Source organism: Rhodoferax sp. (assembly GCF_025354435.1).
Taxonomy (GTDB): Bacteria; Pseudomonadota; Gammaproteobacteria; order Burkholderiales; family Burkholderiaceae_C; genus Rhodoferax_B.
Map to the genome: position 1 here is coordinate 87,417 of NZ_JANXMU010000007.1, position 14,163 is coordinate 101,579.

General features: G+C 62.9%; 12 protein-coding genes. 5 read left to right on the forward strand and 7 right to left on the reverse strand.

Annotated elements, in window-relative coordinates; translation table 11 throughout:
- Positions 1-123: 123 nt before the first annotated feature.
- From Q0T48_RS01595 to Q0T48_RS01615, 5 genes are all read left to right on the forward strand, one after another.
- Complete coding sequence (locus tag Q0T48_RS01595; RefSeq protein WP_295951453.1) at positions 124-1,251, forward strand: enoyl-CoA hydratase/isomerase family protein; 1,128 nt, start codon at positions 124-126, stop codon at positions 1,249-1,251.
- 188 nt (positions 1,252-1,439) lie between these two features.
- Positions 1,440-2,852, forward strand: coding sequence for a polyhydroxyalkanoate depolymerase (gene phaZ, locus Q0T48_RS01600; RefSeq protein WP_295951455.1), 1,413 nt, complete (start codon positions 1,440-1,442; stop codon positions 2,850-2,852).
- Between the two features lie 5 nt (positions 2,853-2,857).
- Entirely contained in the window at positions 2,858-3,523 is a 666-nt protein-coding gene (locus Q0T48_RS01605; protein ID WP_295951457.1) for an RnfABCDGE type electron transport complex subunit B, read from the forward strand.
- A 162-nt stretch (positions 3,524-3,685) separates the two neighbouring features.
- Positions 3,686-4,192 carry a molybdopterin-dependent oxidoreductase gene (locus Q0T48_RS01610; RefSeq protein ID WP_295951460.1) on the forward strand — a complete coding sequence of 169 codons (507 nt, stop codon included), beginning with the start codon at positions 3,686-3,688 and terminating at the stop codon, positions 4,190-4,192.
- 66 nt (positions 4,193-4,258) lie between these two features.
- Complete coding sequence (locus Q0T48_RS01615; protein WP_295951463.1) at positions 4,259-5,437, forward strand: two-component system response regulator; 1,179 nt, start codon at positions 4,259-4,261, stop codon at positions 5,435-5,437.
- Positions 5,438-5,504: 67 nt separating this feature from the next.
- Here the strand turns inward: Q0T48_RS01615 and Q0T48_RS01620 are convergent, their stop codons facing one another.
- The 7 genes from Q0T48_RS01620 to scpA are packed head-to-tail and all read right to left on the reverse strand — an operon-like array spanning position 5,505 to position 14,100.
- On the reverse strand, positions 5,505-5,978 hold the full coding sequence (locus tag Q0T48_RS01620) for a VOC family protein (protein ID WP_295951465.1): 474 nt from the start codon (positions 5,976-5,978) through the stop codon (positions 5,505-5,507).
- Positions 5,975-7,000, reverse strand: coding sequence for a biotin synthase BioB (gene bioB / locus Q0T48_RS01625; RefSeq protein ID WP_295951468.1), 1,026 nt, complete (start codon positions 6,998-7,000; stop codon positions 5,975-5,977). The genes Q0T48_RS01620 and bioB overlap by 4 nt, the downstream gene beginning before the upstream one ends.
- Positions 7,001-7,009: 9 nt before the next feature.
- Positions 7,010-9,070, reverse strand: coding sequence for an acetyl/propionyl/methylcrotonyl-CoA carboxylase subunit alpha (locus Q0T48_RS01630; RefSeq protein WP_295951471.1), 2,061 nt, complete (start codon positions 9,068-9,070; stop codon positions 7,010-7,012).
- Between the two features lie 8 nt (positions 9,071-9,078).
- Complete coding sequence (locus Q0T48_RS01635; RefSeq protein WP_295951473.1) at positions 9,079-9,369, reverse strand: helix-hairpin-helix domain-containing protein; 291 nt, start codon at positions 9,367-9,369, stop codon at positions 9,079-9,081.
- A 17-nt stretch (positions 9,370-9,386) separates the two neighbouring features.
- Positions 9,387-10,919 carry an acyl-CoA carboxylase subunit beta gene (locus Q0T48_RS01640; RefSeq protein ID WP_295951477.1) on the reverse strand — a complete coding sequence of 511 codons (1,533 nt, stop codon included), beginning with the start codon at positions 10,917-10,919 and terminating at the stop codon, positions 9,387-9,389.
- Between the two features lie 29 nt (positions 10,920-10,948).
- The gene (gene meaB / locus Q0T48_RS01645) at positions 10,949-11,947 is read right to left on the reverse strand and encodes a methylmalonyl Co-A mutase-associated GTPase MeaB (protein WP_295951480.1); all 999 of its coding nucleotides are present in this window, start codon (positions 11,945-11,947) and stop codon (positions 10,949-10,951) included.
- Positions 11,944-14,100 (reverse strand): methylmalonyl-CoA mutase, encoded by a 2,157-nt coding sequence (scpA, locus tag Q0T48_RS01650; protein WP_295951483.1) that lies wholly within the window; start codon positions 14,098-14,100, stop codon positions 11,944-11,946. The genes meaB and scpA overlap by 4 nt, the downstream gene beginning before the upstream one ends.
- Positions 14,101-14,163: the final 63 nt, after the last annotated feature.

Consider the following 14,163-nt stretch of genomic DNA (forward strand, 5'->3'; position numbering starts at 1 on the left):
TGATCGACCGCCCCAAGTGTAGGGGCAGCCGCAGCGGTATTCCACCGCCTATTTTTATATAAATAAAATGGCTCTAGCGCAGACTCTACCTGCGCTAGCAGCTATTAAATAAGTAGTAACCCTTTGAACACCGCCACACCCACCTCTGCCGTCCTTTTTGACACCCTGCCGACCCACAGCGGCCCGCACTGGGGCGTGGCCACCTTGAACGCTCCGGCGGCGCTGAATGCCTTGTCTCCGCCCATGGTGGAAGCGCTGGCCGCGCAGCTGGCGCGCTGGGCCAACGACCTGCAGGTAGCCGGGGTACTGTTGCAGGCCAGTGGCGACAAGGCCTTTTGCGCGGGCGGCGACTTGCGCCACATGCACCAGGCCCTGGTGGGCGGTAGCGGCGACCCGGTGGCCGCGGTGCAGGGCTTTTTTAATACCCAGTACGCGCTGGACTACACCATCCACACCTACCCCAAGCCGATTTTGTGCTGGGGCCACGGCATCGTGATGGGCGGTGGTCTGGGCCTGATGGCGGGCGCATCGCACCGGGTGGTCACGCCCGGCAGCCGCCTGGCCATGCCCGAGGTCAGCATCGGTCTGTACCCCGACGTGGGCGGCAGTTGGTTTCTGCGCCGCATGCCGGGGCGGGTGGGCCTGTTTCTGGCGCTCACAGGTGCGCCGCTGAATGCCGCCGATGCGCTGTTTTGCGGGCTGGCCGACCACGCCCTGCCGCATACCGACAAAGGCGCGCTGCTACAAGCCCTGGCCCATGCACCCTGGACGCACGATGCACCGCATAACCGCGCCAATTTGTCTCGGCTGTTGGCGCAACAGGCCGCAGCGACTCCCCTGCCTGCGTCGCCGGTGCGCACGCATTTCGACCAGATCCAGCAGCTGATGGCGGGCCAGGACCTGTTTGATATCGACGCCCGGCTGCGCAGCCTACAGAGCGACGCCCCCTGGCTGGCCAGCGCGGCCGCCGCCTACGCCCAGGGCTGCCCGACCAGCGCAGCGCTGGCGTTTGCGCTGTGGCAGCGCTGCCTGCACCTGTCGCTGGCAGAAGTGTTGCGGCTGGAGTACACGGTGTCGCTGGGCTGCTGCGTGCACCCCAACTTTGCCGAGGGCGTGCGCGCCCTGTTGGTGGACAAAGACCGCAATCCACGCTGGGTACCCGCGCGGCTGGCAGACGTAACCCCGGCCTGGGTAAACGCGCATTTCCAGCCTCGCCACCAGGGAGTGCACCCGCTTGCCAGTTTGGTGTAAGCCCAAAGCCGCACTCTACAAAACGTTACCGCGTTGACGCGGATCTCACAAAGCGCCTGTTTCCGTGCAGTTTCATCCCCATAACGGGTATTTGTGCGCTCCATATTGGTGTTACTACTCCAATTAATTGGCCCAATCCGCTGCTATATTGCATTGCAACATTTCTTTCCCCTACGTTTTAGGTCGCCATGCTCTACCAAATCTACGAATCCCAACGCTCATTGATGGAGCCGTTTGCTGATTTTGCGCAAGCCGCCTCCAAGCTCTACAGCAACCCGCTGTCGCCACTGGGCAAAAACGCCATGTCGCAGCGCGTATCTGCCGGTTACAACCTGCTGTACCGCCTGGGCAAAGACTATGAAAAGCCCGCCTTTGGCCTGCAAACCATCGAGGTGGACGGCACCAACGTAGCCATCCACGAGCGCGTCGAGATCGACAAGCCGTTTTGCGAACTGCGCCGCTTCAAGCGCTTTACCGACGACATCGACACCTTGACCCAGCTCAAAGGCCAGCCCGCCGTGCTGATCGTGGCGCCGCTGTCTGGCCACTACGCCACGCTGCTGCGCGACACCGTCAAAACCATGCTCAAAGACCACAAGGTCTACATCACCGACTGGAAGAATGCCCGCCTGGTGCCTCTGAGCGAAGGCGAATTCCACCTGGACGACTACGTCAACTACGTGCAGGAATTCATCCGCCACCTGCAGGGCATCTACGGCAACTGCCATGTGATGAGCGTCTGCCAGCCCACCGTGCCAGTGCTGGCCGCCGTGTCGCTGATGGCCACGCGCGGCGAGTTGACCCCGCTGACCATGACCATGATGGGCGGCCCCATCGACGCGCGCAAATCGCCCACCGCCGTGAACAACCTGGCCATGAACAAAGGCTACGAGTGGTTCGAGAACAATGTGATCTACAAGGTCCCGGCCAGCTTCCCCGGCGCAGGCCGCAAGGTCTACCCCGGCTTTTTGCAGCACACCGGCTTCGTGGCCATGAACCCGCAGCACCATGCCAAGAGCCACTACGACTACTTCAAAGACCTGATCAAGGGCGATGATGTCGGTGCCGAAGTGCACCGCAAGTTCTACGACGAATACAACGCCGTGCTGGACATGGACGCGCACTACTACCTGGAAACCATTTCCACCGTGTTCCAGGACTTCAAACTGGTCAACGGTACCTGGAACGTGCGCGGCGTAGACGGCACGGTCGAGCTGGTCAAGCCCCAAGACATCACCACCACCGCCCTGCTGACGGTGGAAGGCGAGCTGGACGACATCTCCGGCTCCGGCCAGACCAAGGCCGCCCACGACCTGTGTAGCAGCATCCCCGCCAACCAGCAGCACCACATGGAAGCCCAGGGCGCAGGCCACTACGGTATCTTCAGTGGCCGCCGCTGGCGCGATGTGGTGTACCCCGAGGTCAAGGCCTTCATCAAGGCGCATAACACCGGCACCGTGACGATGGCCGCATCTCCTGCTGCCCCAGCACACGCACCGGTGCCTGCGGTGGCCATGGCGGCAGCGGTGACCAAGGCCCCGCACACCTCGGCCAAGCTGCCAGTGAAGAAGTCGGCCAAACCTGGTCGCGGCAAGGCCTAATCCGTTTGCCACAGGCATCCACCGCATCCGGGCTGGCCGCGCAGATCAACGCCGCCCTGCCACAAACGCAGTGCACGCGCTGCGGCTACCCGGACTGCGCGGCCTACGCCCAGGCGATTGCCGAGGACAGCGCCCCCATCAACCAGTGCCCTCCCGGCGGAGCCGAGGGCATTGCCCGGCTGGCGGCGATTACCGGCCAGCCCGCGCTGGCGCTGAACCCTGACTTTGGCATCGAAGCGGTACGAACCATGGCCGTGATCGACGAGGCCTGGTGCATAGGCTGCACCCTGTGCATCGCTGCCTGCCCAACCGATGCGATTTTCGGCAGCAACAAGCGCATGCACAGCGTGATCTCTGCACACTGCACCAGCTGCGAACTCTGCCTGCCGGCCTGCCCGGTGGACTGCATTCAAATGCTGAATGCCAGCGGCAGCCGCACTGGCTGGAGCGCGTGGTCCACCGCCGATGCCGAGCACGCCCGCCTACGCTACGCTAACCATAGCAATAGACTAAGCCAGGACGTGCGCCAGAGCCCTAAAAAGCACGAAGAAAAAATCGAGGCCGAACCGGTTGCCGCGGCGCAGGCAAGCCCCCCCATTGACCCGAAAAAAGCCACCATCGCCGCCGCCTTGGCCCGTGCCCGGGCGCAACGCGCCGCCCCACCCGGCTGACGGGCTCAGGCCCCTGCGGCAGCTCTTGCGGGCCATTCGTTCTCTGCACTCTTTTTGCGCATTTTGGAAATATGCGGGTTTCCGACACTAGCGCACCATCCCTTGCTATAGTTGCTGGTAACAAAATGCGACATACATGTCGTATCACCAGGGGAAACCACCATGCCAATTTCACTGCGTACCGCACGGATAGGGCTTGCCAGCGCCATACTTTGGAGCGCTGCAGTACTGGCGCTGGACAAACCCACCGGCAACGTGGTGCTGACCATCAGCGGCACGGTGGCCCAAGCCAACAGCGGAGCCAACGCCGTCTTTGACATGAAGATGCTGGAGAAGCTGCCGCAAAAGACCTTCACTGTCCAAACCCCCTGGTACCCCAAACCGGTGACCTTTACCGGCCCACTGCTGCGCGACGTGTTGGCCGCTGCCGGAGCCAAGGGCAACAAGATTGTGGCGACCGCGTTAAACGACTACAAAACCGATATTCCCTTCGACGACGCGATCAAGTTTGACCCCATCGTGGCCCACCTGCTGGACAACAAGCCCATGTCGATCCGCGAAAAAGGCCCCTTGTTCATCGTCTACCCCTTTGATGCCTCGCCCGAACTGCGCGCCGAGGTGTACTACAACCGGTCGGCCTGGCAACTCAACAGCTTGAAAGTGCAGTAATCCGGCCCGCGCCGGATTCACCCGCACGGCCCCACACCGGCCCCCAAAGATGCAGGACCACACACCATGAGCAATCCATTAGACCTGGGCGAAAAACGCACGGTGTTGGTGGTAGATGACACGCCGGACAACCTGTCGCTGATGAGCAGCCTGCTGCGCACCGAGTACCGCGTCAAGTTGGCCCCCAGCGGCGAGCGGGCCCTGAAAATCGCCAGCGCCGACGGCAAGCCCGACCTGATCCTGCTCGACATCATGATGCCCGACATGGACGGCTACGAGGTGCTGCGCCGCCTGCGCGCCGACCCGAACACGGCCGACATTCCGGTGATCTTCCTCACCGCCATGAGCGCCACCGAGGACGAGAAAATCGGCCTCGACATGGGCGCGGTGGACTACATCACCAAGCCCATCAGCCCGGCCACGGTGATGGCCCGGGTGCGCAACCACATCGAACTCAAGCTGGCCCGTGATTTTCTGCAGAACCAGAGCCGCTACCTGGAGCAAGAGGTGCAAAAACGCACCCGTGAGATCGTCGCCATCCAGGACATCACAGTGCGCGCCATCGCCCTGCTGGCCGAAACCCGCGATAACGAAACCGGCAACCACCTGCGCCGCACCCAAAAATACGTCAAGGCGCTGGCCATCCAGCTGCAATTCCACCCGCGTTTTGCGTCGGAGCTGAGCAATGAGGCGATTGAATCGCTGTATAAATCGGCCCCGTTGCACGACATCGGCAAGGTCGGCATCCCCGACCGCATCCTGCTCAAGCCCGGCAAGCTCGACGAAGAAGAGTACGAGATCATGAAGACCCACACCACCCTGGGCCATGCCGCGCTGGTGCACGCCGAGGAAGAGGAAGGCCACGAGATGCCGTTCCTTCGCTACGCCAAGGAAATCACCCTGTGCCACCAAGAGAAGTGGGACGGCTCGGGCTATCCGCTAGGGTTGAAGGGCGATGCAATTCCAATCTCGGCCCGGTTGATGGCCCTGGCCGACGTGTACGACGCGCTGATCAGCAAGCGCGTCTACAAACGGGCCTTCACGCATGCCGAAGCCAGCGACATCATCCACAAAGGGCGCGCCTCGCACTTTGATCCTGACATCGTGGACGCATTTACTGCCATCGACGCACAATTCCAAACCATTGCCATCGAATTTGCCGATGACGACGGCGAAGCCGCCTCAGAGGTGTTTCGCATGGCGATTGACTTGACCAACCGCCACCCGATAGGCAGCACAGGTTAAAAACCTGGTCTTTTAGGGTGCTAGCGCTTATATAACAAGCGTTAGCAGCTATTAAATAACTAGCAAATCAGCCCGCCAGCCTGGCAAAGGCCGCCACCACTTCGGGCGGTGCCTGCACCATTTCCACCAGCACGCCCTCCCCGGCAATCGGGAATTCTGCGCTGGCTTTGGGGTGCAGGAAGCAGATGTCGAACCCCGCCGCGCCCTTGCGGATGCCGCCGGGGGCAAAGCGCACGCCTTGGGCCGTGAGCCACTCCACCGCCTCGGGCAGCTTGTCGATCCACAGGCCGACGTGGTTCAGGGGCGTGGTGTGGACGGCCGGCTTTTTGTCCGGGTCCAGCGGCTGCATCAGGTCGACCTCGACCTTGAACGGGCCGCTGCCGATGGCGCAGATGTCTTCGTCCACGTTCTCGCGTTCGCTGACGAAGTTGCCGGTGACCTCCAGCCCCAGCATGTCCACCCACAGGGTGCGCAGGCGCTGCTTGTCGGGGCTGCCGATGGCGATTTGCTGGATGCCCAGCACCTTGAAGGGGCGGGTCATGCGGCAGCCAGCATACCGCTGGTGGGCAGGCCCAGCTTGGCCAGCAAACTGCGGTCGGCTTCCACGTCGGGGTTGCCGGTGACCAACAGCTTATCGCCGTAAAAGATCGAATTGGCACCGGCCAGGAAGCACATGGCCTGCACGGCTTCGCCCATTTGCTGGCGACCGGCGGACAGGCGCACGCGGGTGGTGGGCATGGTGATGCGGGCCACCGCAATCACACGCACAAATTCCAGCGGGTCCAGCGGTGGGGTGTCGGCCAGGGGCGTGCCTTCCACGCGCACCAGGTTGTTCACCGGCACAGATTCAGGGTAGCTGGGCTGCAGGTTGGCCAGTTGGGCGATCAGCCCGGCGCGCTGCTCCCGGGTTTCGCCCAGGCCGACGATGCCGCCACTGCAGACCTTCACGCCCGCGCCGCGCACGCGGTCCAGCGTGTCCAGCCGGTCCTGGTAGACGCGGGTGTCGATGATGTCGCCGTAGAAGTCGGGCGCGGTGTCGAGGTTGTGGTTGTAGTAGTCGAGGCCTGCGTCTTTGAGCTGGGCGGCGTGGCCGTCTTCCAGCATGCCCAGCGTAGCGCAGGTTTCCATGCCCAGGGCCTTCACGGCCTTGACCAGCTCGGCCACGTTGTCCACGTCACGGTCTTTGGGGCTGCGCCAGGCCGCACCCATGCAGAAGCGGGTCGCGCCCGCCTCTTTGGCGGCTTTGGCGGCTGCCACCACCACGTCCACACCCAGCATCTTGGTGGCCTTGACGCCCGTGTCGTAGTGCACCGACTGCGGGCAGTAGCCGCAGTCTTCGGGGCAGCCCCCGGTCTTGATGGACAGCAAGGTGGACAGTTGCACGTCGCCCTGGGGGAAGTTTTCGCGGTGCACGGTTTGTGCGCGGTGCATCAGGTCCAGAAACGGCAGGTCAAACAGCGCCTCGACATCGGCCAGCGGCCAGCGCTCGTCGCTAGGGGCCAAGACGGGAGCGGCCTTGGGACGGTGCAGGGTAACGGGGCGCTCTTGGGTCAAAGTATTCATGGCAATTTCTCAAAGAAAACGAACAATCGGCTGGTCTACAGAGAGCGATTCTCCCTTGGTGGCCAACACCGCATCTACAACGCCATCGTTGATGGCGAACAGCACATTTTCCATCTTCATGGCCTCGATTACCGCGACCCGCTCCCCGGCCTGCACTTTTTGGCCCGCCACCACCGCCACTTCGACCAGCAAACCCGGCATGGGCGACAGCACAAAGCGGCTCATGTCGGGGGCCGCCTTGAACGGCATCAGGGTGTAGAGCTCGGCAGCGCGGGGCGTCAGCACCAGGGCATCAAGCTGGCGGCCGTTGTGGTTGACCCGCAGCGCCAGCGGGTTCTTGTTGGCCCCGCCCACACCGCCGCGTTCCACCTGGGCAGTGAACGGCGTGCCGTTGCAGGTGCCGTGGATGCGGGCCGTGCCCAAGCGCGCGCCACTACAAAATTGATAGCTTCTCGTGCTGATAGATACTGCGCTAGAGCCTGTTTTTTCTTGAAAATCGACCACGGTCACCGGGGTTTGGGCCGTCTTGCCGCCCGCGCCCAGGGACACTACGGTGAAGGCCTCGCCCACTTCAAACTCGTGCCCTGCCACCTGGCCGCTGATGCCGCTAGCCCGCTGCAGGTAGCGGCGGTGCACAAAGGCGGCCAGCGCCACCAGAAAGTCGGGGTCGTCGTGCAGCACGTCTTCCGCGTGGAAGCCCGCCGCGTAGTTTTCGGCGATGAAGCCGGTGTTGAAGTCGCCCGCCACAAACTTCGGGTGCGCCAGCAGTGCCGACTGGAACGGGATGTTGCTGCTCACGCCGCGGATCACAAAGCCGTTCAGCGCCTCGCGCATTTTGGCAATCGCGTCCAGCCGGTCCGTGCCGTGCACGATCAGCTTGGCGATCATCGAGTCGTAAAACATCGGAATCTCGCCACCATCCTGCACGCCGGTGTCCACGCGCACACCTTGCCAGTGGTCGGTGTCAGAGGCAAACATGGTCTCCTTGGGCGGCTGAAAGCGCACCAGGCGACCGGTGGAGGGCAAAAAGTTGCGGAACGGGTCTTCGGCGTTGATGCGGCACTCGATGGCCCAGCCATTGCGCTTGACCTCGGCCTGCGTCAGCGGCAGCGCCTCGCCGGCGGCCACGCGGATCATCAGCTCCACCAGGTCCAGCCCGGTGATGCATTCGGTGACCGGGTGCTCCACCTGCAGGCGGGTGTTCATTTCCAGGAAGTAAAAGCTCTGGTCCTTGCCGACCACAAACTCCACCGTGCCTGCGCTTTGGTACTTGACGGCCTTGGCCAGCTGCACCGCCTGCTCGCCCATGGCTTTGCGGGTGGCATCGGTGATGAAGGGCGACGGCGCTTCTTCGATCACCTTCTGGTGGCGTCGCTGGATGGAACATTCGCGCTCATTCAGGTAAATCACATTGCCATGGCTGTCGCCCAGCAGCTGGATTTCGATGTGGCGAGGCTCTTCGACAAACTTTTCGATGAACACCCGGTCGTCGCCAAAGCTGTTGCGCGCCTCATTGCGGCAGCTGGTGAAGCCTTCAAAGGCCTCTTTGTCGTTGAACGCCACCCGCAGCCCCTTGCCGCCGCCGCCCGCGCTGGCCTTGATCATCACCGGGTAGCGAATACCCTGGGCGATTTCGACGGCGCGCTCGGCCGTTTCAATCGCGTCGTTGACACCCGGGATGCAGTTCACACCGGCGGCACCGGCCAGCTTTTTGGATTCGATCTTGTCACCCATGGCGGCGATGGAATAGTGCTTGGGGCCGATGAAGACGATGCCCTCTTCTTCCACCCGTTTGGCAAACCCGGCGTTTTCGCTCAGGAAGCCGTAGCCCGGATGTACCGCCTGCGCGCCGGTGGCCTTGCAGGCGGCAATGATCTTGTCGGCCTGCAGGTAGCTGTCGCGGCTGGGTGCCGGGCCGATGTGCACCGCCTCGTCGGCCAGCGCCACGTGGCGAGCTTCCTTGTCGGCATCCGAGTACACGGCCACGGTCTTGATGCCCATTTTGCGGGCGGTGAGGATGACGCGGCAGGCGATCTCGCCACGGTTGGCGATGAGGATTTTGGTAAACATGGGTTGTCCTATCTTTTTGTATTCAGTAAAGCTTTGCGCTCGGCGGTAAAAGCCCACCAGGGCTGGCGCGGGCCGCCGTTCATAAAGGCATGGGCGGCCATGAAGGTGTCCAGCACGCAGGGGTCGTGGCGCTGGCCCATGGGACCGCGCAAGGCTTCAAACACCGCCAGCGAATCCATGGCTGCCACGTCCGCCGGAGTGGCGATGCCCTGCCCGCGCAAGTCGTTTGCGATCGACACGCCGATATTCGGAATGTCGGTCAGCACACAGGCCTGGGCAGCGGTATCGGCTTTGGGCATGGCAAATTACAGCGAAATTACAGCGGAATGTTGCCGTGCTTGCGCCAAGGGTTCTCCACCTTCTTGCTGGCCAGCATCACCAGACTGCGGCAAATCCGCTTGCGCGTCTCATGCGGCAAGATCACGTCGTCGATAAACCCACGCGCACCGGCAACAAAAGGATTCGCAAAGCGGGCTTTGTACTCCGCCTCTTTGGCCGCCAGCTTGGCCGGGTCGCCCTTGTCCTCGCGGAAGATGATTTCCACCGCGCCCTTGGCCCCCATCACCGCGATCTCGGCGTTCGGCCAGGCAAAGTTCACATCGCCACGCAGGTGCTTGGAGGCCATCACGTCGTAGGCACCGCCGTAGGCCTTGCGGGTGATGACGGTGACCTTGGGCACGGTGCACTCGGCGTAGGCGTAGAGCAGCTTGGCACCATGCTTGATGATGCCGCCGTATTCTTGGGCTGTGCCGGGCATGAAGCCGGGCACGTCGACAAAGGTGATGACGGGGATGTTAAAGGCATCGCAGAAGCGGATGAAGCGCGCCGCCTTGATGGAGCTCTTGATGTCCAGGCAACCGGCCAGCACCAGCGGCTGGTTCGCCACGATGCCGACGGTCTGGCCTTCCATGCGGGCGAAGCCGATGAGGATGTTCTTGGCGTACTCGGGCTGGATTTCGAAGAAGTCGCCGTCGTCCACGGTTTTGGCGATCAGCTCCTTCATGTCGTAGGGCTTGTTGGGGTTCTCGGGCACCAGGGTGTCCAGGCTGAAGTCCATGCGGTCGGCGCGGTCGCCGCTCTTGCGCACCGGGGCTTTTTCGCGGTTGTTCAGCGGCAGGTAGTTGTACAGGCGGCGCAGCATCAGCAGCGCTTCCACGTCGTTTTCAAACGCCAGGTCGGCCACGCCGCTCTGGGTGGTGTGGGTGATGGCTCCGCCCAGTTGCTCGGCGGTCACTTCCTCGTGGGTCACGGTTTTGACCACCTCGGGGCCGGTGACAAACATGTAGCTGCTGTCCTTGACCATGAAGATGAAGTCAGTCATGGCCGGGCTGTACACCGCGCCACCGGCGCAGGGGCCCATCACCATGCTGATCTGCGGGATCACGCCGCTGGCCATCACGTTTTTCTGGAACACATCGGCATAGCCGCCCAGGCTGGCCACGCCCTCCTGGATGCGCGCGCCGCCCGAATCGTTCAGGCCAATGACGGGTGCGCCCACCTTCATGGCCTGGTCCATGATCTTGCAGATCTTCTCGGCATGGGCTTCGCTGAGCGCGCCGCCAAACACGGTGAAATCCTGGCTAAACACGAACACCAGGCGGCCGTTGATCATGCCGTAGCCGGTGACCACGCCGTCGCCGGGGATTTTGTTGTCGGCCATGCCGAAGTCGGTGCAGCGGTGCTCGACAAACATGTCCCACTCTTCAAACGTGCCCTCGTCCAGCAGCAGCTCAATGCGTTCGCGGGCGGTGAGCTTGCCCTTGCTGTGCTGTGCGTCAATGCGCTTTTGGCCACCGCCCATGCGGGCTTGATGGCGTTTGGCTTCTAGCTGTTCGAGGATGTCTTGCATGGGGTGATTACTCCGTTATTGATAGCTACTTATGCTGATGGATACTGCGCAAGCAGCAGATTTCGTGCAGCAGTGGATGCTGCGAGCCGGCCCGCCGCCACCTCTTGCAGCATCTGCGGCAACAGGGCTTGCACTCGCGGGTGCTGGCGAAAGGCGAGCTTCAGGCCCGCGTCCACGCGCTCCCACATCCACGCCAGCGACTGCTGCTGGCGGCGGATGCCCCACAGGCCGTTGCCGGTCTGCAGGTGTTTGAATTGCAGGGCGGCGGCCCAGAAGCTATCGATGCCTTTACCGGCCAGCGCGCTGAGCTGCAGGGCCTGGGGCCGCCAATGCGCATCGTCATGGGCGGTGAACAGGCCCAGCAACTGCATGGCGGCGGTAATTTGCAACTGGGCGCGCTGGGCGGCCAGGGGGTCGATGTCGGCCTTGTTGATGACCACCAGATCGGCCATCTCCATCACGCCTTTTTTGATGGCCTGCAGGTCATCGCCCGCGTTGGGCAGCTGCATCAGCACAAACATGTCGGTCATGCCCGCCACGGCGGTTTCGGACTGGCCCACGCCCACGGTTTCCACGATCACCATGTCGTAGCCCGCCGCCTCGCAGACCAGCATGGCCTCGCGGGTCTTCTCTGCTACTCCGCCCAGCGTACCGCTGCTGGGGCTGGGGCGGATGTAAGCCTGGGGGTGCACCGACAGCATTTCCATGCGCGTCTTGTCGCCCAGAATGGAGCCGCCCGACACCGTGCTGGACGGGTCGATGGTCAGCACTGCCACGCGGTGGCCCAGGCCGATCAGGTACAGGCCCAGCACCTCGATAAACGTGGATTTACCCACGCCCGGCACGCCACTGATACCCAGGCGAAACGATTGCCCGGTGTGCGGCAGCAAGGCCGTCAGCAGCGCATCCGCCTGCGCGCGGTGGTCGGCACGGGTGGATTCGAGCAGGGTGATGGACTTGGCGATGGCGCGGCGCTGCACGGCGGCCTCGCCGGTCCGCACCGCCTGCACCAACTGGGCTGGGGTCACTTACATGCCTTCTTGATCTGCTCCAGAACATCCTTCGCCGAAGCTGGAATGGGCGTGCCCGGGCCGTAAATGCCCTTTACACCTGCTTCGTACAGCATGTCGTAATCCTGCCGGGGAATCACGCCGCCGACAAACACGATGATGTCGTCCGCGCCCTGCTTTTTGAGCTCGGCAATGATGGCGGGGACCAGGGTTTTGTGGCCGGCGGCCAGGGTGCTCACACCCACGGCGTGCACGTCGTTTTCAATCGCCTGGCGGGCGCATTCTTCGGGGGTTTGGAACAGCGGACCCATGTCCACGTCGAAGCCCAGGTCGGCGTAGGCGGTGGCGATTACTTTGGCACCGCGGTCGTGGCCGTCCTGGCCGAGTTTGCTGACCATTACGCGGGGGCGGCGGCCTTGCGCTTCGGCAAAGGCTGCTATCTCGCCTTTCAGAGCTTCCCAGCCTTCAGCGCTGTCGTAGGCGGCGGCGTAGACACCGGTGACCATTTGGGTGTCGGCGCGGTGGCGGCCATAGACTTTTTCCAAAGCATCGCTGACTTCACCCACGGTGGCACGGGCGCGGATGGCGTTGATGCTCAGGGCCAGCAGATTGCCAGTATTCGATTCTGCTGCAGAAGTGATAGCTGCTAGCATAGACTCTACCTGGGCTGGATCGCGTTTTTGCTTGATATTTTGCAGGCGGGCGATTTGCCCGTCGCGCACCGCCACGTTGTCGATGTCGCGGGTTTCAATGGCGTCTTCGGTCTTCAGCTTGTACTTGTTGACCCCGACGATCACGTCCTTGCCGCTGTCGATGCGCGCCTGCTTGTCGGCGGCGGCGGCTTCGATTTTCAGCTTGGCCCAGCCGCTGTCCACGGCCTTGACCATGCCGCCCATGGCATCGACTTCTTCGATGATCTTCCAGGCGGCATCGGCCATGTCGGCGGTGAGCTTTTCCATCATGTAGCTGCCGGCCCAGGGGTCAATCACGCTGGTGATGTGGGTTTCTTCCTGGATGATGAGTTGGGTGTTGCGGGCGATGCGGGCGCTGAACTCGGTAGGCAGGGCGATGGCTTCGTCGAAGCTGTTGGTGTGCAGGCTTTGCGTGCCGCCAAACACCGCCGCCATGGCCTCGATGGTGGTGCGCACCACGTTGTTGTACGGGTCTTGCTCGGTCAGGCTCCAGCCGCTGGTCTGGCAGTGGGTGCGCAGCATCAGGCTCTTGGGGCTTTTGGCGTCAAAGCCTTTCATGATGCGACACCACAGCAGGCGCGCGGCGCGCATCTTGGCCACTTCCAGGTAGAAGTTCATGCCCACGGCCCAGAAGAAGCTCAGGCGGCCCGCGAAGGCATCCACATCCAGGCCCTTGCCCAGCGCGGTTTTGACGTATTCCTTGCCGTCGGCCAGGGTGAAGGCCAGCTCCAGCGCCTGGTTGGCCCCGGCTTCCTGCATGTGGTAGCCCGAAATCGAAATCGAGTTGAACTTGGGCATGTGCTGCGCCGTGTACTCGATGATGTCGCCAATGATGCGCATGCTGGGCGCGGGCGGGTAGATGTAGGTGTTGCGCACCATGAACTCTTTGAGCACATCGTTCTGGATGGTGCCACTGAGCAGGTCTTGCGTGACGCCCTGCTCTTCGGCCGCCACCACGTAGCCGGCCAACACCGGCAGCACCGCGCCGTTCATGGTCATGGACACGCTGACCTTGTCCAGCGGGATCTGGTCGAACAGGATCTTCATGTCCTCCACGCTGTCGATGGCCACGCCCGCCTTGCCCACGTCGCCGGTGACGCGCGGATGGTCGCTGTCGTAACCGCGGTGGGTGGCCAGGTCAAAGGCCACGCTCACGCCCTGCCCGCCTGCGGCCAGGGCTTTGCGGTAGAAGGCGTTGGATTCTTCGGCGGTGGAAAAGCCCGCGTACTGGCGGATGGTCCAGGGGCGCACCGCGTACATGGTGGCCTGCGGGCCGCGGATGTAGGGCTCAAAACCTGGCAAGGTGTTGGTGTGCGGCAAGCCTGCCGTGTCTTCGGCGGTGTACATCGGTTTGACGGTGATGCCGTCGGGTGTGTGCCAGTCCAGCGCCGATACATCGCCACCAGGGGCCGATTTGGCAGCGGACTTGGCCCATTGCGCCAGGCTGGCGGGGCTGAATTCAGGTTCTGTGTGGCTCATATCGGGTGCTGTCACGTGAGAGTTTGGCGGGGCTTTGCTGCAATGCAACAGAGTTTAATGCAT

Excerpts from the sequence above, each read along its gene's own strand:
- Q0T48_RS01620 (WP_295951465.1), bottom strand. The coding sequence starts at position 5,978 with ATGACCCGCCCCTTCAAGGTGCTGGGCATCCAGCAAATCGCCATCGGC.
- Q0T48_RS01630 (WP_295951471.1), bottom strand. The coding sequence starts at position 9,070 with ATGTTTACCAAAATCCTCATCGCCAACCGTGGCGAGATCGCCTGCCGC.
- Q0T48_RS01610 (WP_295951460.1), top strand. The coding sequence starts at position 3,686 with ATGCCAATTTCACTGCGTACCGCACGGATAGGGCTTGCCAGCGCCATA.
- bioB (WP_295951468.1), bottom strand. The coding sequence starts at position 7,000 with ATGAATACTTTGACCCAAGAGCGCCCCGTTACCCTGCACCGTCCCAAG.
- Q0T48_RS01640 (WP_295951477.1), bottom strand. The coding sequence starts at position 10,919 with ATGCAAGACATCCTCGAACAGCTAGAAGCCAAACGCCATCAAGCCCGC.
- phaZ (WP_295951455.1), top strand. The coding sequence starts at position 1,440 with ATGCTCTACCAAATCTACGAATCCCAACGCTCATTGATGGAGCCGTTT.
- Q0T48_RS01635 (WP_295951473.1), bottom strand. The coding sequence starts at position 9,369 with ATGCCCAAAGCCGATACCGCTGCCCAGGCCTGTGTGCTGACCGACATT.
- Q0T48_RS01615 (WP_295951463.1), top strand. The coding sequence starts at position 4,259 with ATGAGCAATCCATTAGACCTGGGCGAAAAACGCACGGTGTTGGTGGTA.
- scpA (WP_295951483.1), bottom strand. The coding sequence starts at position 14,100 with ATGAGCCACACAGAACCTGAATTCAGCCCCGCCAGCCTGGCGCAATGG.